Annotated in this window: 19 protein-coding genes, 7 pseudogenes and 1 riboswitch; of the genes and pseudogenes, 23 read left to right on the forward strand and 3 right to left on the reverse strand. The window is 67.1% G+C overall.

The window, feature by feature from the left end:
* Window positions 1–24: 24 nt before the first annotated feature.
* A riboswitch (SAM riboswitch) is annotated at window positions 25–140 on the forward strand.
* 447 nt (window positions 141–587) lie between these two features.
* The 4 genes and pseudogenes from ACHMWU_RS09475 to ACHMWU_RS09490 all read left to right on the forward strand — a co-directional run.
* A pseudogene (locus tag ACHMWU_RS09475) lies at window positions 588–887 on the forward strand (pyridoxal-phosphate dependent enzyme); the annotation flags it as partial.
* Window positions 888–990: 103 nt separating this feature from the next.
* Window positions 991–1,425, forward strand: coding sequence for a pyridoxal-phosphate dependent enzyme (locus tag ACHMWU_RS09480; RefSeq protein WP_396046612.1), 435 nt, complete (start codon window positions 991–993; stop codon window positions 1,423–1,425).
* Window positions 1,426–1,553: 128 nt separating this feature from the next.
* A pseudogene (locus tag ACHMWU_RS09485) lies at window positions 1,554–1,679 on the forward strand (molybdopterin synthase sulfur carrier subunit); the annotation flags it as partial.
* A gap of 183 nt (window positions 1,680–1,862) precedes the next feature.
* Complete coding sequence (locus ACHMWU_RS09490) at window positions 1,863–2,063, forward strand: cold-shock protein (RefSeq protein ID WP_396043192.1); 201 nt, start codon at window positions 1,863–1,865, stop codon at window positions 2,061–2,063.
* Window positions 2,064–2,113: 50 nt separating this feature from the next.
* Here ACHMWU_RS09490 and ACHMWU_RS09495 read toward each other — a convergent pair whose 3' ends face one another.
* On the reverse strand, window positions 2,114–2,509 hold the full coding sequence (locus ACHMWU_RS09495) for an Lsr2 family protein (RefSeq protein ID WP_396043194.1): 396 nt from the start codon (window positions 2,507–2,509) through the stop codon (window positions 2,114–2,116).
* Between the two features lie 211 nt (window positions 2,510–2,720).
* Here ACHMWU_RS09495 and ACHMWU_RS09500 point away from each other — a divergent pair, with 211 nt between their 5' ends.
* From ACHMWU_RS09500 to ACHMWU_RS09555, 12 genes and pseudogenes are all read left to right on the forward strand, one after another.
* A complete protein-coding gene (locus ACHMWU_RS09500) occupies window positions 2,721–2,948 on the forward strand; it encodes a hypothetical protein (RefSeq protein ID WP_396043196.1) in 228 nt (75 codons plus the stop codon).
* 20 nt (window positions 2,949–2,968) lie between these two features.
* A complete protein-coding gene (locus ACHMWU_RS09505; RefSeq protein ID WP_396043198.1) occupies window positions 2,969–4,540 on the forward strand; it encodes a hypothetical protein in 1,572 nt (523 codons plus the stop codon).
* A complete protein-coding gene (locus ACHMWU_RS09510) occupies window positions 4,537–4,824 on the forward strand; it encodes a hypothetical protein (protein ID WP_396043201.1) in 288 nt (95 codons plus the stop codon). Before ACHMWU_RS09505 ends, ACHMWU_RS09510 begins: the two co-directional genes overlap by 4 nt.
* 69 nt (window positions 4,825–4,893) lie before the next feature.
* Window positions 4,894–5,151, forward strand: a complete 258-nt coding sequence (locus tag ACHMWU_RS09515) for a hypothetical protein (RefSeq protein ID WP_396043203.1) — start codon at window positions 4,894–4,896, stop codon at window positions 5,149–5,151.
* Between the two features lie 31 nt (window positions 5,152–5,182).
* The gene (locus tag ACHMWU_RS09520; RefSeq protein WP_396043205.1) at window positions 5,183–6,418 is read left to right on the forward strand and encodes a hypothetical protein; all 1,236 of its coding nucleotides are present in this window, start codon (window positions 5,183–5,185) and stop codon (window positions 6,416–6,418) included.
* Window positions 6,419–6,777: 359 nt separating this feature from the next.
* Window positions 6,778–7,164, forward strand: coding sequence for a dihydrofolate reductase family protein (locus ACHMWU_RS09525; protein ID WP_396043207.1), 387 nt, complete (start codon window positions 6,778–6,780; stop codon window positions 7,162–7,164).
* 188 nt (window positions 7,165–7,352) lie between these two features.
* Window positions 7,353–8,986 (forward strand): annotated as a pseudogene (gene groL, locus ACHMWU_RS09530) (chaperonin GroEL).
* Between the two features lie 166 nt (window positions 8,987–9,152).
* A complete protein-coding gene (locus ACHMWU_RS09535; protein ID WP_396043209.1) occupies window positions 9,153–9,722 on the forward strand; it encodes an NTP transferase domain-containing protein in 570 nt (189 codons plus the stop codon).
* 49 nt (window positions 9,723–9,771) lie between these two features.
* Window positions 9,772–9,888: pseudogene (locus ACHMWU_RS09540) on the forward strand (XdhC family protein); the annotation flags it as partial.
* Between the two features lie 95 nt (window positions 9,889–9,983).
* The gene (locus ACHMWU_RS09545) at window positions 9,984–10,151 is read left to right on the forward strand and encodes a hypothetical protein (protein WP_396043211.1); all 168 of its coding nucleotides are present in this window, start codon (window positions 9,984–9,986) and stop codon (window positions 10,149–10,151) included.
* A gap of 19 nt (window positions 10,152–10,170) precedes the next feature.
* Window positions 10,171–10,611: pseudogene (locus ACHMWU_RS09550) on the forward strand (XdhC family protein); the annotation flags it as partial.
* A gap of 28 nt (window positions 10,612–10,639) precedes the next feature.
* The gene (locus tag ACHMWU_RS09555) at window positions 10,640–10,840 is read left to right on the forward strand and encodes an XdhC family protein (protein WP_396043213.1); all 201 of its coding nucleotides are present in this window, start codon (window positions 10,640–10,642) and stop codon (window positions 10,838–10,840) included.
* Here the strand turns inward: ACHMWU_RS09555 and ACHMWU_RS09560 are convergent.
* Complete coding sequence (locus ACHMWU_RS09560) at window positions 10,837–11,019, reverse strand: tryptophan 2,3-dioxygenase family protein (protein ID WP_396043215.1); 183 nt, start codon at window positions 11,017–11,019, stop codon at window positions 10,837–10,839. The genes ACHMWU_RS09555 and ACHMWU_RS09560 overlap by 4 nt on opposite strands.
* Before the next feature lie 284 nt (window positions 11,020–11,303).
* Window positions 11,304–11,537 (reverse strand): annotated as a pseudogene (locus ACHMWU_RS09565) (tryptophan 2,3-dioxygenase family protein); the annotation flags it as partial.
* Window positions 11,538–11,762: 225 nt separating this feature from the next.
* On the opposite strand from ACHMWU_RS09565, the gene ACHMWU_RS09570 reads away from it, so the two are divergent.
* From ACHMWU_RS09570 to ACHMWU_RS09600, 7 genes and pseudogenes are all read left to right on the forward strand, one after another.
* Window positions 11,763–12,311, forward strand: coding sequence for an ATP-binding cassette domain-containing protein (locus ACHMWU_RS09570; RefSeq protein ID WP_396043217.1), 549 nt, complete (start codon window positions 11,763–11,765; stop codon window positions 12,309–12,311).
* 14 nt (window positions 12,312–12,325) lie between these two features.
* Window positions 12,326–13,429: an ABC transporter permease gene (locus tag ACHMWU_RS09575; protein ID WP_396043219.1), complete on the forward strand. Its 1,104-nt coding sequence runs from the start codon at window positions 12,326–12,328 to the stop codon at window positions 13,427–13,429.
* 91 nt (window positions 13,430–13,520) lie between these two features.
* Window positions 13,521–14,132 carry an acyltransferase gene (locus ACHMWU_RS09580; RefSeq protein WP_396043221.1) on the forward strand — a complete coding sequence of 204 codons (612 nt, stop codon included), beginning with the start codon at window positions 13,521–13,523 and terminating at the stop codon, window positions 14,130–14,132.
* Between the two features lie 42 nt (window positions 14,133–14,174).
* Window positions 14,175–14,459 carry a pyrimidine/purine nucleoside phosphorylase gene (locus tag ACHMWU_RS09585; RefSeq protein ID WP_396043223.1) on the forward strand — a complete coding sequence of 95 codons (285 nt, stop codon included), beginning with the start codon at window positions 14,175–14,177 and terminating at the stop codon, window positions 14,457–14,459.
* Window positions 14,460–14,539: 80 nt separating this feature from the next.
* On the forward strand, window positions 14,540–15,826 hold the full coding sequence (locus ACHMWU_RS09590; RefSeq protein WP_396043225.1) for a GAF domain-containing protein: 1,287 nt from the start codon (window positions 14,540–14,542) through the stop codon (window positions 15,824–15,826).
* Between the two features lie 179 nt (window positions 15,827–16,005).
* Window positions 16,006–17,532: pseudogene (locus ACHMWU_RS09595) on the forward strand (aldehyde dehydrogenase family protein).
* Between the two features lie 12 nt (window positions 17,533–17,544).
* A complete protein-coding gene (locus ACHMWU_RS09600) occupies window positions 17,545–17,934 on the forward strand; it encodes a DUF779 domain-containing protein (RefSeq protein WP_396043227.1) in 390 nt (129 codons plus the stop codon).
* Window positions 17,935–17,988: the final 54 nt, after the last annotated feature.

Raw genomic sequence — 17,988 nt, forward strand, 5'->3', positions numbered from 1 at the left:
TGAGACGCGTGCGTAGGCTGAGATCACTCATCCAGAGGGGTACAGGGACACGGCCCGACGACACCCAGCAACCAGACGCAACATGCGACCAGGTGCTCAATCCGTGCCCCGGACGACAGTCGATCCGGGAAAGATGACCAGGAGACACGCGTGACCATCACCGCCGACACGACCACCAGCACCACGATCCGCGAAGGCGCCTTCGGCCACGCAACCGGGCTGATCTGCCGCGAGTGCGGTGCAACTCAGGTGCTCGGTCCGCACTACGTGTGTACCGACTGCTTCGGCCCGCTCGAGATCGCCTACGACTTCCCTGCGATCACGCGTGAGCAGATCGAAGCCGGCCCCCGCCAACATCTGGCGCTACAAGGCGCTGCTTCCTGTCCCGAGCGACATGGAGCCGAGCCCCCAACCTCGAACCCGGTTTCACCCGACTGCTCGACGCGCGCAACCTCGCCGGCAGAGCTGGGCCTGACCAAGCTTCTGGGTCAAGGACGACAGCACCAACCCCCACCAACTCGTTCAAGGACCGCGTCGTCGCCTGCGCCCTCAGCGCCGCCCGCGGAGCTCGGCAGCAAGGTCTTCGCGTGCCCCTCGACCGGCAACCTGGCCAATGCCGTCGCCGCGGCCGGTGCCCGAGCCGGCATCAAGACCGTCGTGTTCATCCCCAGCAACCTCGAGACGCCAAGAAGGTCAACTCGGCGATCTACACCGAGAACCTCGTCGCGGTCGAGGGCAACTACGACGACGTCAAGCAAGCCGCCAGCGAGATCGCCGGTGAAGAGGACGGCTGGGCGTTCGTCAACGTCAACGTCCGTCCGTTCTACGCCGAGGGCTCCAAGACGCTCGGCTACGAGATCGCCGAGCAGCTCGGCTGGCGACTGCCCGACCAGGTCGTCATCCCGGTCGCATCCGGCTCGCAGCTGACCAAGGTGCACAAGGCATTCCGTAGGCGTCAAGGGCGGACTGGTCGAGGACAAGCCGGTCAAGATCTTCGGCGCCCAGGCCACCGGCTGCTCGCCGGTCTCGGAGGCGTTCCGCGAAGGCTGGGACGTCATCCGTCCGACCAAGCCCGACACGATCGCCAAGTCGCTGGCGATCGGCAACCCCGCCGACGGCATCTACGTCCTCGACATCTGCCGCGAGACCGGCGGGGCCATCGCCGACATCACCGACGACGAGGTCCGTGAGGGCATCGTGCTGCTGGCCCGCGCCGAGGGCATCTTCACCGAGACCGCCGGTGGCACGACGATCGGCGTCCTGAAGAAGCTCGTCGAGACCGGTGCGCTCGATCCTGAGCTCGAGACTGTCGTCATCAACACCGGTCACGGGCTCAAGACGTTGGACGCCGTCAGCGACCTCGTCGGCCCCGCCGCCACCATCGCACCGACGTACGACGCCTTCGTCGCCGCCGGCATCGTCTGAGCCACTCGTCTGATTCAAGAGACCGTCTTCAAGGAGCACCGTGAGCATCAACGTTCGAATTCCCACGATCCTGCGCACCTACACGCAGGACCAGTCAGCAGGTCACCGCCGAAGGCGCGAACCTCAGTGAAGTCATCGAGTCCCTCGAAGGCGACTTCCCGGGCATCAAGGCCCGTGTCATCGACGACGAGGGCAAGCTGCGCCGCTTCGTCAACATCTACGTGGCCGAAGAAACGTGCCGCTTCGCCGATGGCCTGAACACCGCGACGCCTGCTGGTGCCCAGGTCTCGATTATCCCCGCCGTCGCCGGGGGTTGCAGCCAGAAATTGGTCGCGGTGGGGGCGTCGTCCCGCCGTAGCCGGAGGCTGCTGAGCCATATAGGCTCTGGGAAGACCCTCGGCAGGTGGGTCCTTCGGGTGACAGGTGGGAGTGGCGGCATGGTGCAAGGCACCGTCAAGTGGTTCAACGCTGACAAGGGCTACGGGTTCATCGAGGTCGAGGGCCAGGACGACGTCTTCGTCCACTGGTCCAAGATCGCGTCCGATGGCTACAAGACTCTCGAAGACGGCCAGAAGGTCGAGTTCGAGGTCGTCGATGGTCCCAAAGGTCGAGAGGCTCACGAGGTCATCGGGAACTGACAACAGCGGCACAGGCAGATGAAGAGACCGGTCCGGGGGACCGGGTCTCTTCACGTCCAGGGCAGCATGTCCAGGACGGTCCTCACCTGCGGTGAGCGGGAAGCTCTTCGCGCTACTTGGCTTCCACGCGGCGCGCACGCTGGCAGGGATGCGACCGCGCGTGGGCACCTCGATCCCGTTGTCGGCAGCCCAGGCACGTACAGCTCTGCCGGTGAAGGGCCGCTGTCGGTCTTCTTCGCCCTGGTCCCGGCCGTCTTTCGGGCGACCTTCGTGGCAACCTCGACGTAGGGTCGCAGGACGTCGCGCAATGCAGCGGCGTTCTCGTCGGTCAGGTCGACGCTGTAGTCCTGTCCGTCGAGAGCGAACGACACGGGTCCGCCGTGACCTTCTTCGATCTCGGTGCCGTCGAGGTCGTCCACGTACAGGGTGATGGTTTTGCTGGCCACAAGCAGTAACCCTTCGTCATTGATGGTGATATTGCATGTCGTGCGTGAAGTGAATCGTATCCACGGAATCAATATCGCGCCGAATAGACGGAAATTCCTATTCGGCGACATTGCGGAAAAGCGATGCCGATATCGAGCGGCAGATGCGTCGAGCATCTATGTGTCACTTGCCATGACACATGCTCGCTGAGCATACTCGCGGGTATGTTCATTGCTGCTGCTGATCCCGTCACCACCCCCGGTGGGCGGCGCCGAGCTCCAACAAGTCATCTGGCTCTCCATCGCTGCCACGGTCGTGACCGGTGTCCTGCTCGTCATCGCCTGGGCGCACCGCACTCACCGCATCGACTGGTTCGACAAGCTCGGCCGCCGGCTCGGCGCCCAGTACGGCGAGCCCGGCTGGTCGACGATCCCCCACGATGTTCGTCGCCAGCCCTGATCGTCGCGCTCCTGGGCTTCATGTGGGACGTCAGCCTGCACGCCGGCCGCGGTCGCGACGCAGGACCGCTCGCCAACCCCGCTCACTACCTCATCCTGTACGGACTCTTCGCCCTGTTCGTCGCCGGAATGTCGGCAATCGTCTACCCGCGCGACGGCGAGAAGCCCGGCATCGCAGCCGTGCGCATCACCCGCACCTGGTATGCCCCGGTCAGCGGCATCTTCATCGCAGCCTGCGGTCTCTACGCCCTGATCGGCTTTCCCCTCGATGACGTCTGGCACCGGATGTTCGGCCAGGACGTGACCCTGTGGGGTCCCACGCACCTGATGCTGATCGGCGGCGCAGGGCTCTCGACGGCTGGCATCATCCTGCTCAACCGTGAGGCCGAGATCGCGATGCGCCTCCAGGGGCGCGAGGTGCCGGCGTGGTTCCGCACCGTCATGGTCTCGATCGCCTTCGGCGGTCTGCTGATCGGTCTGTCGGTGTTCCAGGCTGAGTTCGACTTCGGCATCGCGCAGTTCCGGATGGTCTTCGCCCCGGTCATGATCGTCGCCGCCGCGGGCCTGACCCTCGTCGCCGCTCGGCTCTACCTGGGTCCTGGAGCCGCCGTCGCAGCTGCCGTGTTCTTCCTGCTGATGCGCGGCATCATCTCGTTCGTCGTCACCGACGTCATGGGCGAGGCGCACCACGTCTTCCCGTTGTACCTCGGCAGCGCGATCATCATCGAGCTGTTGGCACTGACCCGGTTGCGGCGCAATGCGCTGGCCTTCGGCGCCGTCGGCGGTCTGCTGATCGGAACGGTCGGTCTGGTCATCGAGAAGCTGTGGAACGACCGAGTCTTCGCGTTCCCGTGGACGCAGGACATGTGGGTCGAGGGCCTGCTGATGGCCGTGCCGGTCGCGATCGGTTCGGACTGTGCGGCGCCCTGTTCGCGCTGGGACTCCAAGGGCAAGCTGCCAGCCAAGAACGTCGGACGCGCGATCGTCGTGAGCTCGGTGCTCGTGCTTTCGGGGGCTGTCGCCAATGGCCTGCACGCTACGGTGCCGCAGGGCGCCACCGCCCAGTTCGCCCTGACCCAGGTCGGCTCCGACGACGCCCCCGAGGTCTTGGCTCAGGTCACGCTGTCCGACGGCGTCATCGACGAGCATCCGACCTGGGTGCAGATCACGGCCTGGCAGGGCGGCGGAGAAGGGGTCGTCACCGACCGGCTGCGGCGCACCGGCACCAACACCTTCGAGTCGACCAAGCCGGTGCCGGTCGGTGGCAACTGGAAGACGCTGCTGCGCGTCCAGGACGGACGGACGCTCGCAGCAGTGCCGATCTTCCTGCCCGCAGATGCGCCGCTCGATGCTGAGGAGCTGCCTGCCGAGGCGTCGTTCACCCGCGACTTCGTGCCCGAGATCGACATCTTGCAGCGTGAACGCACCGACGACCATCCTGCTTGGGTGTGGACGTTGGCCAACCTGGTCGTGCTGCTGTGCAGCCTGGGCATCATCCTCGGGATCTGCGTCTCGGTGTCCCGGGTCGCCCGCAAGATCGAGGAGCACGAAGCCGCCACGGAGTCGACGCGAGCCACTACCTTGTCGTCATGACTCCCGGCGAAGAGCTCCTGGCCCATCACGTCGCGCTGCTCGCCATCCCGGCGATCGTGCCGGCCGTGGTCGTGGTCGGAGTCGTCCTGTACATCGCCCGCAAGGACCGCATTGCCGAACGAGAAGAGCACGAGCCCTGGGCCGTGCCTTCGAAGACGAGGAGAAGTCTGAATGAAGAAGCTGATCGTGACCCTGGCTGCTGCGGCCCTGCTCATCGCGGGATGCAGTGGTTCGGACGACCAGGCCGAGCCGAAGGCGACCTCAGCCGCCACGCGGTCTGCTGAGGACGACGCCAGGCAGCAAGCCAAGGAACAGGCTGAGCAGGTTGAGAAGGCTCGAGGAGGCTGGCCAAGGTGGTTGACGAGGCGGCGGGTGCCCGGGGCAAGATCGTCAAGATCGACATCGCCGACGGGAAGGCCAGCCCGCAGGGTGACCGGGTCGAGGTGAAGTCGGGTCAGCGGGTGCGTCTCGTGATGACCAGCGACGTCGCCGAGGAGATCCACGTGCACTCCGACCCGGAGCACACCTTCCAGCCGTGCCCGGCGAGCTCCTCTCTGAAGAGATCACGCTCGATCGTCCAGGTCAGGTCGCGGTCGAGGCGCATCATCTAGGCGTCACGATCGTGCAGCTCGTCGTCCGTCCGTGATCGGGGCCGGGCTCGCCCAGCACGGGGTGGGCGGCGCGACAGACCTGCCCATCCCGTTCATCTATGCGATGGTCGGCGCCTCATGGGCCTTGACGATCTCGTTCGCGGTGCTGGCCCTGGCGTGGAAAGAACCTCGTTTCCAGGGCACCTGGGCAGTCGGCGACCCTCCCCGCCGGCGGCCCTGGCTGGCGGTCGTCGGCCTGCTGCTCACGGCGTGGCTGCTGCTCGCGCTCTACGGCGGACCGACTGACTCCTCGAACGGTGGCGTGCAGGCGTTCTACATCTTCGTGTGGGTCGGGCTGGTCCCGCTGGCGCTGCTGGCCGGTCATGTCTGGCGCGACCTGTCGCCGTGGCGGACGTTGACCGGGCGCGGCAGATGGGCCTATCCCGAACGTCTCGGATACTGGCCGGCTGCCGCGGGGCTGTTCGCCTTCGTCTGGCTCGGAGCCGCCTCGGACGACCCCGGTTCGGTCGAGGCCGTGCGCACCTGGGTGGCGATCTACGTCGCTGCGATGCTCGCCGGCGGAGTTGCGTTCGGTCCGCGGTGGTTCGATCGTGCCGACCCCTTCGACGTCTACAGCGCGATCGTCGCCCGGATGTCTCCGACCGTCCGTGATGGTCGGCTTTCGCGCAATCCGTTGCGTGGATTGACGACGTTGCCGGTCGCCCCGGGACTCGTCGCGGTCCTGGCCGTGCTGCTCGGGTCGACGGCGTACGACAGCTTCTCGGCCTCCTCGTTCTGGCAGGCCAAGTCGTTGTCGGGGTGGCAGCACACAGCGACGTTGCTGGGCTTCTGCGTCATCGTCGGGACGCTGTTCGTCGCAGCCGCCATGGCTACCGGGGGAGTGACCAGGGAGCAACGGCGGGCGATGCCCGGACAGCCCGCGCACTCGCTGGTGCCGATCGTGATCGGCTACATCTTCGCCCACTACCTGACGTATCTGACCGAGAAGGGGCAGGCGGCGTTCTTCGCACTGCTCGACCCGCTCGGCCGGGGCTGGACGCCGTTGGGCGAGCCCGACGTCGCGTACTTCCTGACCGAGCACACGTCGTTGCTGGCGGCGTTGAAGGTCACGTTCGTGGTGGCAGGCCATGTGCTGGCCGTCATCGCCGCCCATGACCGGGCGCTCGTCCTGCTGCCTCGGTCGCACCGCCTGACCGGTCAGCTCGCGATGCTGGTGCTGATGGTCGCCTACACGTTCACGGGGCTGTACCTGCTGTTCTCGGTGTGACGCCGCCCCTGGCGGTGGATCGGCAACGTCATCGTGGTGGGGCGGTGGTTTATCAACCTCAAAACGCCAAATGAGGTTGATAAACCACCGCGCCGGGGTCGAGGTCGGCGGATGAGGTTGAGGATCCACCGCGCCGGGGGAGAGGCGGACGGTGGAGCGGGAAATGTCGGTGGCGATCGGTAGGTTGCCACGATGGCGACTATCTACAACACGGCAACGACCCTCGACGGCTACCTGGCGACCACCGAGCACTCCCTCGACTGGCTCTTCGAGGTCCCCACGGCCGACGAGGCCGAGGCGGCGATGCCCGAGTTCCTGGCTGGTGTCGGAGCGCTCGTCATGGGGTCGTCGACCTATCAGTGGGTCGTCGACCACGAGCAGCTGCTCGAGCACCCGAGCACTGGACGGCCTGGTACGCCGACCGTCCGACCTGGGTCTTCACGCACCGTGAGCTGGCCGTCGTGCCCGGTGCCGACATCCGTTTCACCCAGGCGTCGGTCGAAGAGGTGCACGCCGAGGCCAGCCGAGCCGCCGGCGACAAAGACATCTGGCTGATGGGCGGCGGTGACCTCGTGGGGCAGTTCGCCGACGCGGGGCTGCTCGACCGCATCGTCACCACGATCGCCCCCGTGACCCTCGGTGCGGGTGCGCCGTTGCTGCCTCGCGACATTCGTTCTGACCGGTTGACGCTCGTGTCGGCCGTGCAGAAAGGACAGTTCGCCGAGCTGACCTACGACGTCGGATGACCGGTCTCGTTGCGCCACGTTGATTAGCACTCGTATAGTGAGAGTGCTAGACAAGCACTTGAGAACACCTTGGTCAGAACGATGAGGTTGTGGGCTGTGGCGAGAAGGGTTCGCCGCATGCTGCAGCCGTCCGTCGCGGGCATCGCCTGACCACACCCACGTCGACAACCAGTCGGAGAAACGTACACATGGCAAAAACCATTGCTTTCAATGAGGAAGCCCGTCGCGGCCTCGAGCGGGGAATGAACGAGCTCGCCGACGCCGTCAAGGTCACCCTCGGCCCCAAGGGTCGCAACGTTGTCCTGGAGAAGAAGTGGGGCGCTCCCACGATCACCAACGACGGTGTCAGCATCGCGCGTGAGATCGAGCTCGAAGATCCTTACGAGAAGATCGGCGCCGAGCTCGTCAAGGAGGTCGCCAAGAAGACCGACGACGTCGCCGGTGACGGCACGACGACCGCCACGGTCCTCGCCCAGGCCCTGGTCCGCGAAGGTCTGCGCAACGTCGCAGCCGGCGCCAACCCGATGGGTCTGAAGAAGGGCATCGAGACGGCTGTCGAGGCCATCTCGGCCCAGCTGCTCGGCATGGCCAAGGACGTCGAGACCAAGGAGCAGATCGCTTCGACCGCTTCGATCTCCGCCGCTGACACCACGGTCGGCGAGATCATCGCCGAAGCCATGGACAAGGTCGGCAAGGAAGGTGTCATCACGGTCGAGGAGTCGAACACGTTCGGCATCGACCTCGAGCTGACCGAAGGCATGCGCTTCGACAAGGGTCACCTGTCGGGCTACTTCGTCACCGATCCGGAGCGCCAGGAGACCGTCCTCGACGATCCCTACATCCTGATCGTCAACTCCAAGATCACGTCGGTCAAGGACATGGTCCCCGTCCTCGAGAAGGTCATGGCGTCGGGCAAGCCGCTCGTCATCATCGCCGAGGACATCGAGGGCGAAGCCCTCGCGACGCTCATCGTCAACAAGATGCGTGGCACGTTCAAGTCGGTTGCCGTCAAGGCTCCGGGCTTCGGCGACCGCCGCAAGGCCATGCTGGCCGACATCGCCATCCTGACCGGTGGTGAGGTCATCAGCGAAGAGGTCGGTCTCAAGCTCGAGAACGCCGACCTGACGCTGCTCGGCACGGCTCGCAAGGTCGTCACGACCAAGGACGAGACCACGATCGTCGAAGGCGGTGGCTCGGAGGATCAGATCGCCGGCCGCGTCAACCAGATCAAGGCCGAGATCGAGAACAGCGACTCCGACTACGACCGTGAGAAGCTTCCAGGAGCGTCTCGCCAAGCTCGCCGGCGGCGTCGCCGTCATCAAGGTCGGCGCAGCCACCGAGGTCGAGCTCGAGGAGCGCAAGCACCGCATCGAAGACGCGGTCCGCAACGCGAAGGCCGCTGTCGAAGAGGGCATCGTCGCCGGTGGCGGCGTCGCGCTCGTCCAGGCCACTGCCGCCGTGTTCGAGAAGCTCGACCTGACCGGTGACGAGGCCACTGGCGCGAACATCGTTCGCGTCGCTGCTTTCGGCCCCGCTCAAGCAGATCGCGGTCAACGCCGGTCTCGAAGGCGGAGTCGTCGCCGAGAAGGTCACCAACCTGCCCGACGGACACGGCCTCAATGCCGCGACCGGCGAGTACGTCGACCTGATCGCCGCTGGCATCATCGACCCGGCCAAGGTCACGCGCTCGGCGCTGCAGAACGCAGCCTCGATCGCAGCCCTGTTCCTGACCACCGAGGCTGTCGTCGCCGACAAGCCCGAGCCGGCTGCTGCCGGTGGTGGCGCCCCGGACATGGGTGACATGGGCGGCATGGGCTTCTAGTCCTCGTCGCACCTAGCAACACCTCGCACCACCTAGCACCGCCTCGAAGGCCCCGCGCAAGCTCCCGGCAGCGCGGGGCCTTTGCCATGCCGGTGAACAGCCAACGCGCGGTCATGTGTGCGGGGTCACATGACAATGCGAGACGTGGTCTCGGCATACTGGAGCCATGGCTGTCATCGGACTCCTCCTCGCGGCGGGCGCGGGCCGTCGCTTCGGTGGGCCCAAGGCGCTGGCCCAGACCAACGGCGAGCCCTGGGTCGTGTCGTCGGTGCGCGTCCTGCGCGAAGGCGGCTGCGATCAGGTCGTGGTGGTCGTCGGCGCCGCCGCGAAGGCAGTCATCGAGACGCTCGACCCAGACGTCGAGGTCGTGATCGCCGAGTCGTGGGCGACCGGCATGGGAGCCTCGCTGCGAGCGGGGCTCGAGGCCGCCGCAAGGACGGACGCTGATGCCACGATCGTGCACCTGGTCGATCTGCCCGACGTCGGCAGCGACGTCGTGGCTCGCCTCGTGCAGACCGCCGGGCCGGACACGCTCGCCAGGGCCGACTACGGTGCAGAGCCGGGCCACCCCGTCCTGATCGGACGCGCTCACTGGGACGGCGTCCGTGCTGCTGCGGTCGCCGACCGCGGTGCACGTGACTACCTCGAGAGCCATGAGGTGCTCCTGGTCGACTGCTCCGACCTGGCAGCAGGACGCGACGTCGACCGACCGAGGGCCGGTGTGTCCGGTGCGTGACGTGCTCGAGCAGCTGACCGCCTCTTGGGCGGACGGTGGCACCGTGGCCATGGCGACCGTGGTCGGCACGCAGAGCTCGGCGCCACGTCCGGCCGGTGCCGCGATGCTCGTGCTGCCGGACGGCTCGGCCTCAGGGTCGGTGTCAGGCGGGTGCGTCGAAGGCGCGGTGTACGAGCTGGCCACCGCCGTCGCATCGGACGGCCGTCCCGTCCTGCAGCGCTACGGATTCAGCGACGCCGAGGCATTCGCGGTCGGACTGACTTGCGGGGAATCATCGACGTGTTCGTCGAGGCCGTGTCACGCGACAGCTTCCCCGGACTGGACGGGCTGGCGGCCGATGTGCAGGCCGGACGGCCCGTGGCGCTGGCGACGGTCCTGGAGCATCCCGATCCCGGCGTGGCTCGGCCGCCGGCTCATCGTGCGTCCTGACTCGATCGAGGGAAGCCTAGGTGATCTGCGTGCGGACGCCGCCGTGGCCGACGACGCTCGTGGGCTGCTGGCGGTCGGCACCAGCACGCAGCTGACGTACGGTCCGGCCGGCCAGCGGATGGAAGCGGGCATGCGGGTCTTCGTGGCGTCCTTCCAGCCCCGACCCCGGATGATCGTGTTCGGTGCGATCGACTTCGCTGCAGCCCTCGCCCGGCAGGGCGCGCTGCTGGGCTACCAGGTCACGGTCTGCGACGCCCGAACGGTGTTCGCGACGCAGGCCCGCTTCCCCCAGGCCGATGAGGTCGTCGTGGCCTGGCCCCATCGCTACCTGCAGGCCGAGGCCGCGGCCGGACGTCTCGACCGGCGCACCGTGCTGTGCGTCCTGACCCACGACCCGAAGTTCGACGTCCCGGTGCTCGACGTCGCGCTGCGGCTCGACGGCGACCAGCAGCCGGCCTTCGTCGGCGCGATGGGCTCTCGCCGGACGCATGTCGACCGCATGGAACGGCTGCGTGAGGTGGGGCTGGGGCGACGACCACCTGAGGCGGCTGTCGAGCCCCATCGGGCTCGACCTCGGCGGCCGGACGCCGGAGGAGACCGCCGTGTCGATCGCCGCAGAGATCATCGCGCTGCGCTGGGGAGGAACCGGGCAGCGACTCGTGGACACCAGCACCTCCGTCCACCACTAGAGGTGGGTCCTGACGTCCTTCAGCTCGGGGAAGAAGGTCAGGCCGAGTGCCTTCTCCAGGAACGTGGTGCCAGAGCTGCCGCCGGTCCCGGTCTTGTGGCCGATGATGCGCTCGACGGTCTTGAGGTGGCGGAAGCGCCACAGCTGAAGCTCTCCTCGACGTCGACGCTCCTCGCACATCTCGTACGCGTCCCAGAACGCGTGCGGTTCGGCATAGATACGCCGGAACACCTCGACCACCCCGGCATCGGCGACGTAGGGGATCGACACGTCGCGGTCGAGGACCCTGGCCGGCACCGCATGCCCCTGACGGCTCGAAGCTGCAGGAAGGCGTCGTACAGGCTGGGCGCGTGCAGATCGGCGAGCAGCGCGTCGTGCAGCACGACGTCGTGGTCGAACACCATGATCATCTGCGGGTTCTTGTTGCCGAGCAGGAACTCGACCGTCCGGTACTGAGCCGACTGGAAGCCCGACGACTTGCCGAGCGCATCGCGGAACTGCACGTACTCGACGGGGGTCAGCGTCTCCAGGACCGACCACTGCTCGAACATCTGCTTCTGGATCGCCTTGACCCGGGCCAGCCGCTTGAGTGCAGGCGACAGGTCGTCGGCGGCGATCAGGGCGATCGCCGACCGCAGCTCGTGGACCAGCTGCTTGAGCCACAGCTCGGTGACCTGGTGCTGGATGATGAACAGCATCTCGTCGTGGTGGTCGGTCACCGGCAGCTGCGCCGACAGCAAGGTCGGCAGCTGGAGGTCACCTCGCGTACGTCATCTCGCCGCGTAGATCGGTGGCGACGCCGGCTTCGATGGGGCGAAAGGACTCGGTCATACCTTGCACGGTATGCCGTAGGGGTGCATGGCAGGGTGTAACCATGGCCCTCATCGAGGCACGGTCCCTCGGCAAGACCTACGGAAACACCCGTGCCGTCAACGACTTGTCGTTCGTCGTTCGCCGGCAGCGTCACGGGGTTCCTCGGCCCCAACGGCTCAGGCAAGTCGACCACGATGCGACTCATGCTGGGCCTCGACCGGGGCGACGGCGTGACGACCTTCGACGGTCAGCCCTTTGCGAGCCTGGAGCACCCCATGCGTCACGTCGGTGCGCTGCTGGAGGCCAAGCCCTTCCACCCGACCAGACGGGCCCGCAACCATCTGCGCATGCTGGCGGTGTCGAACGGCATCAGCGACCGTCGGGTCGACGAGGTGCTCGAGCTGGTCGGTCTGCAGAGCGTCGCCCGCGGCAAGCCGGGCAAGTTCAGCCTCGGCATGGGGCAGCGGCTCGGCATCGCGAGCGCCCTGCTCGGCGACCCGCACACCCTGATCCTCGACGAGCCCAGCAACGGCCTCGACCCGCAGGGAATCCAATGGCTCCGGACGTTGCTCAAGCACCTGGCCGCCGAGGGGCGCTCGGTGTTCGTCTCCAGCCATCTCCTGCAGGAGATGGCGGTGCTGGCCGACGGCTCGTCGTGATCGGGCGAGGACGGATGCTGGCCAACGGTCCGGTCCACGACTTCATCTCGCACAGCAAGCTCGGCTCGGTCGAGGTGCGCACCCCCGACGGTGCCCTGCTGCAGCCGGCGCTCGCCGCGCTTGGCGCCCAGGTGGACCACGAGGACGGCGCCCTGGTCGTGCGAGGTGTCACGGCCGAACAGGTCGGCGACGCGGCGCACGCGGGCGGGGGGCACGGCTTCACCAGCTGGCGACCCGGCAGGCGACGCTCGAAGAGGCCTTCCTCGAAGCGACCGGGCTGTCCGAGGAGTTCAGGGAGGTGCCGCATGATCGACGCGCTGCGTTACGAGTACGTCCGGCTGCGCACGATCCGGTCGACCTACTGGTTGCTGGGCATGGCGATGACGTTCCAGATCGTGCTGTCGGTGCTGTTGGCGATCGTGATCGCCCGGTCCGACTCGTTCTCCGAGGTGCCGTTCGAGATCATCGCGACGATCGGTGCCTCGACGGGTGTCGCCCCGCTGTTCATCGCGTACATCATCGGCATGATCGGCGTCTTCACGTTCGGTCACGAGTACCGGCACGGCATGATCCGGGCGACCTTGACGGCAGTGCCCAACCGGACGCACGTGTTCGTGGCCAAGATGCTGTCGACCGTCGTGGTCTCGACCTTGGCCTCGTTGGCGTGCATCCTGATCGCCCTGCTGAGCCTTGTGGCGTTCGGGCTCGACCTGCCGACGATCGACGAGTTCGTGAACATGACGATCGGCACGACCCTGTTCACGGTGCTGTTCGCGCTGTCGGGCCTGGCCTTCGCGGCGATCACCCGCAACCAGACGGCCGCGGTCGCGCTGCTGCTGCTCGTGCCCTCCCTGGTCGAGACGATCATCCGTGCCATCGTGATCGCGATCAAGGGCGCGTCGGAGAACCCCGGCGAGGACGGCGGCGTCATCTCCATCTTGAAGTTCCTGCCCTATGACGCCGGCGGACAGCTCTACACCCGCGCATCCCTCGACGACCTGTTGTCGTTCTTCGGCTTCACGCCGTTCGGCCCGGTCGGCGGCGGCATCGTCATGGCAGTGTTCGTCGGCGCGCTGCTCCTGATCGGGTACATCTTGTTCCGGCGTCGGGACGCCTAGGCCGTGACCCCCGAACATCACGACCGCCTGCGGGCGGCCGGAGTCACCGCTGCGTCGCTGGACGCCACGAGGTACGGCCGTCACCGATGCGTTGCCACAGTGGTGGCACGACTGCGGCAACGCGCTCTACTTCGGCAAGGGCGCCCGCCTGCCAGCGAAGGTCATGGAGTCTCTCGTGATGTTCCCGGTGCGGGACGTCCTGATCGTGATCGGCTCAGACCTCGACTGGCTGACCTCCCTGCTCGTCGGGGGAGACAATGCGATCGTGTTCGTCGGACGAGGATGTGCGATCACCGCCGGTGCGCTCTACTGCGGTGCCGACTCGCGCATCGTGCTGCAGGGCAAGGTCCTCGGCACGCGCAGCGCCATCGTCGACGCCCGCAACGGCGGCAGCGTCGTGGCCGACCTCGACCAGCTGTGGGCAGCCAACGTCTACATCGCGACCGACGACATGCACCGGCTCGAGGACGCCGTGACGGGGGAGCGGATCAACCCGTTCGGCGCGCACATCCGGCTCGGCTCGCACGTGTGGCTGTGCCGCGACGCGGTGCTGACGGGGCACGTCGAGATCGGCGCAGGCGCGGTCGTCGGGATGCGGAGCATGGTGCGTGGGCAGAAGATCCCTGAGCGCACCGTCGCAGCCGGCTCACCGGCCCGGATCGTGCGCGAAGGCGTCACCTGGAGCCACGACGACCTGCCCTGACCAGGCACACGTCGCGGGTCGGCCGCGTGGGAGAGTTCTGTCATGACTCTCACCCACAACGTCTACTTCGACGGCGGCGTCCAGAGCCTGGCCTACGAGCGGGACGGCGCGACGTCGAGCGTCGGCGTCATGGCTGCCGGCGAGTACCACTTCGGCACCGGAGCGCCTGAGCGCATGACCGTCGTGCACGGCGAGCTGACGGTGCGGCTGCCCGGCTCGACCGACTGGGTCGCCTACCCGGCCGGGACGTCGTTCGAGGTGCCCGGTGACAGCGGCTTCGACCTGCAGGTAGCGGATGCGACGTCGTACCTGTGCGAATACTTGTGATCGCAGAGCCCGCCAGCTGAGCGGCGTTCGCCTGCAATTTCGGGGTGGTTGACCTGCTCGACGGGACGTACACTCACCGCATGGGTCAACGCCGAGAGCTTGCCGTGCCGCCCGGGGAAGACCCGGCTGCACTGTCGAGATACCTCAACGCCGCCCATGATGCGTTCATCGCGTCGGGCCGCGGAGACCCGGCACTGCGGAGCCTCGTGCTCGACTCGTGGCGTCGCAGCCTCGAGGGTGGACTCGACCCCGAGCAGGTGACGGCGCAGATCAGGCTCGACGACCAGTCACTTGCCGACGTCCGCGACTCGCACCCGCTGGCGGCCGGGATGCCGGTGATCCGCAAGCTGCTGGTCGAGACCGCAGCCGATTCCGGTCTGCTGGTCGCGGTCAGCGATGCGGCTGGTCGCCTGTTGTGGGTCGAGGGCGATGCGGCACTGCGGGCCCGCGCCGAGGGCATGCACTTTCTTCCTGGCGCCGACTGGAGTGAGTCGAGCATCGGCACGAATGCTCCTGGCACGGCGCTCGCGCTCGATCGGCCGGTGCAGATCTTCGGAGCCGAGCACTTGGCCAGGCAGGTCACCCCGTGGAGCTGTTCAGCGGCCCCGATCCACGATCCCGACACCGGAGCGATCCTCGGGGTCCTCGACCTGACTGGCGGCGACGAGGTCGCTACCCCGCAGACATTGACGTTGGTGCGGGCGACGGTCGCTGCGGTCGAGGCCGAGCTGCGGATCGAGCGGCTCAGCCCCGCGCGGCACGGAGCGGTCGCGGTTGCCGGTTGGACGATGCCGACGCTCGACGTCCTGGGCGGTCATGGTGCGACGCTGCGGCACGGCACCACGACGACGCGGCTCAGCCTGCGGCACAGCGAGATGTTGCTGCTGCTGACCGAGTCGGCCGACGGGCTGACGACCGCCGAGCTGGGCATCGAGCTCAGCGAGGAAGACCAGGCGCAGGTCACGGTGCGCGCCGAGCTGTCGCGGTTGCGCGGCGTCCTCGGACCGATCGAGCTGGGCTCGCGTCCCTACCGGTTGGAGAGCGCGATCGACACCGATGTCGCCCAGGTGCGCAGGGACCTCGAGGCAGGACGGCTGCGCAGCGCGGTCGCCAGGTATCGCGGCCCCGTCCTGCCGGCCTCGGGGGCGCCGGGCGTCGAGCAGCTGCGCGAAGAGCTGCACATGTACGTGCGGTCGTGCCTGCTGGTCAGCGATGACGTCGACGCCTTGCTGTCTTTCGCCGACACGGCGCACGGGCGCGATGACTTCGAGGTGTGGGAGCGCACGCTCTCGATCCTGCCGCGCACCTCGCCCCGCTACACCCAGGTCGAGGCCCACGTCGCAGCTCTCGACGACGAGCGCAGCTAACCCGCTGCGGTTTCCCACGAGGCCTGGCCTCTTTGGCACGCACCTCGCGTTACAGCGCTGGGTACGTGACGAAGTCCCTAGGCCTCGTGGGAAACCGCAGCCGGGGAGTCGCGCGATGCAACGGCGATGCAACGCTCCTGTGACTACGGTCACAGCAACCCCGAATGCAAGGAGCTCTCATGACTGTGTACGCCCAGCCCGGTACCGAAGGCAGCGTCGTCACCTACAAGTCGCGCTATGACCACTGGATCGGCGGCGAGTTCGTCGCGCCAGTCAAGGGCGAGTACTTCGAGAACGTGTCGCCGGTCAACGGCAAGGTCTTCTGCGAGGTCGCGCGTGGCACGGCCGAAGACATCGAGGCCGCCCTGGATGCTGCGCATGCCGCCGCGCCCGCGTGGGGCAAGACGTCGGTGACTGAGCGCGCCAACATCTTGAACAAGATCGCCGATCGCATCGAGCAGAATCTCGAGATGCTGGCCGTGGGCGAGACGTGGGACAACGGCAAGCCGGTCCGCGAGTGCATGGCTGCCGACCTGCCGCTGGTCGTCGACCACTTCCGCTACTTCGCCGGAGCGATCCGCGCGCAGGAGGGCGCTCTGTCGCAGGCTCGACGACAACACCGTCGCGTACCACTTCCACGAGCCGCTGGGCGTCGTCGGCCAGATCATCCCGTGGAACTTCCCGCTCCTCATGGCGACGTGGAAGCTGGCCCCGGCCCTCGCGGCCGGCAATGCGGTCGTCCTCAAGCCGGCTGAGCAGACACCGGCATCGATCATGCTCTTGATCGAGGACCCATCGGAGACCTGCTGCCCGCCGGTGTCGTCAACATCGTCAACGGCTTCGGCGTCGAGGCCGGTGCGCCGCTGGCATCGAGCAGCCGCATCCGCAAGATCGCGTTCACGGGTGAGACCACGACCGGACGCCTGATCGCCCAGTACGCGAGCCAGAACCTGATCCCGGCGACGCTCGAGCTCGGCGGCAAGAGCCCCAACATCTTCTTCGAGGATGTCGCCTCGGCCGATGACGCGTTCTACGACAAGGCGCTCGAAGGCTTTGCGATGTTCGCGCTCAACCAGGGCGAGGTCTGCACGTGTCCGAGCCGCGGTCTGATCCAGAACTCGATCCTCGAGCAGTTCCTGCCCGCAGCGACCGAACGGGTCAAGGCCATCAAGCAGGGCAACCCGCTCGACACCGACACCATGATCGGCGCGCAGGCCAGCAACGACGCAGCCGAGAAGATCTTGTCGTACTTCGAGATCGGCGTGCAGGAAGGCGCCCGCATCATCACCGGCGGTGAGCGTGTCGACCTGGGCGGCGACCTGTCGGGCGGCTACTACGTGGCGCCGACGATCTTCCAGGGCCACAACAAGATGCGCATCTTCCAGGAGGAGATCTTCGGTCCGGTCGTCTCGGTCACGGGCTTCGACGACTACGCCGATGCGATCGACATCGCCAACGACACGCTCTACGGACTTGGAGCGGGCGTCTGGTCGCGCAACACCCACACCGCGTACCGCGCCGGTCGTGACATCCAGGCCGGTCGGGTCTGGACGAACTGCTACCACCAGTACCCGGCGCATGCCGCGTTCGGTGGCTACAAGTCGTCGGGCATCGGCCGTGAGAACCACAAGATGATGCTCGACCACTACCAGCAGACCAAGAACCTCCTGGTCTCGTACGACGAGAACAAGCTCGGCTTCTTCTGAGATGGTGAGCAGATGAGTGTTGATCGCGTGGCGATCACCCCGGAGGCTGCGGAGCTTCTCCGCAGCCTCCGGGCCTCGCACGCCAAGCCGTTGATGTTCCACCAGTCGGGCGGGTGCTGTGACGGCTCGGCGCCGATGTGCTTCACGCAGGGCACGTTCCTGACCGGACACCAGGACGTGCACCTCGGTGACCTCGACTACGGGGCGGACGAGGTCGCGCCGGTGTGGATCTCCCGCGAGCAGTTCAACTACTGGTCGCACACCCACATCACGATCGACGTGGTGCCGGGGCGAGGAGCAGGATTCTCGATCGAGGGGCCGACCGGCAACCGGTTCATCATCCGGTCGCGCATCTTCACCGAGGAGGAGACTGCGGCGCTGGCGACTGAGCCCGCGCGCTGACTGGCAGATCGAAAATCCTCGGCCCGTTTCTCGTCATGTTCGGTGCAATGGCAA

The organism is Aeromicrobium sp. UC242_57 (assembly GCF_044452305.1).
GTDB lineage: Bacteria > Actinomycetota > Actinomycetes > Propionibacteriales > Nocardioidaceae > Aeromicrobium.

Bases quoted from the DNA above. Each gene is read 5' to 3' on its own strand.
- ACHMWU_RS09490 (WP_396043192.1), top strand. From the start codon at position 1,863: ATGGTGCAAGGCACCGTCAAGTGGTTCAACGCTGACAAGGGCTACGGG.
- ACHMWU_RS09510 (WP_396043201.1), top strand. From the start codon at position 4,537: ATGACTCCCGGCGAAGAGCTCCTGGCCCATCACGTCGCGCTGCTCGCC.
- ACHMWU_RS09590 (WP_396043225.1), top strand. From the start codon at position 14,540: ATGGGTCAACGCCGAGAGCTTGCCGTGCCGCCCGGGGAAGACCCGGCT.
- ACHMWU_RS09555 (WP_396043213.1), top strand. From the start codon at position 10,640: ATGTCGACCGCATGGAACGGCTGCGTGAGGTGGGGCTGGGGCGACGAC.
- ACHMWU_RS09505 (WP_396043198.1), top strand. From the start codon at position 2,969: ATGTGGGACGTCAGCCTGCACGCCGGCCGCGGTCGCGACGCAGGACCG.
- ACHMWU_RS09575 (WP_396043219.1), top strand. From the start codon at position 12,326: ATGCTGGCCAACGGTCCGGTCCACGACTTCATCTCGCACAGCAAGCTC.
- ACHMWU_RS09585 (WP_396043223.1), top strand. From the start codon at position 14,175: ATGACTCTCACCCACAACGTCTACTTCGACGGCGGCGTCCAGAGCCTG.
- ACHMWU_RS09560 (WP_396043215.1), bottom strand. From the start codon at position 11,019: ATGTGCGAGGAGCGTCGACGTCGAGGAGAGCTTCAGCTGTGGCGCTTC.
- ACHMWU_RS09600 (WP_396043227.1), top strand. From the start codon at position 17,545: ATGAGTGTTGATCGCGTGGCGATCACCCCGGAGGCTGCGGAGCTTCTC.
- ACHMWU_RS09535 (WP_396043209.1), top strand. From the start codon at position 9,153: ATGGCTGTCATCGGACTCCTCCTCGCGGCGGGCGCGGGCCGTCGCTTC.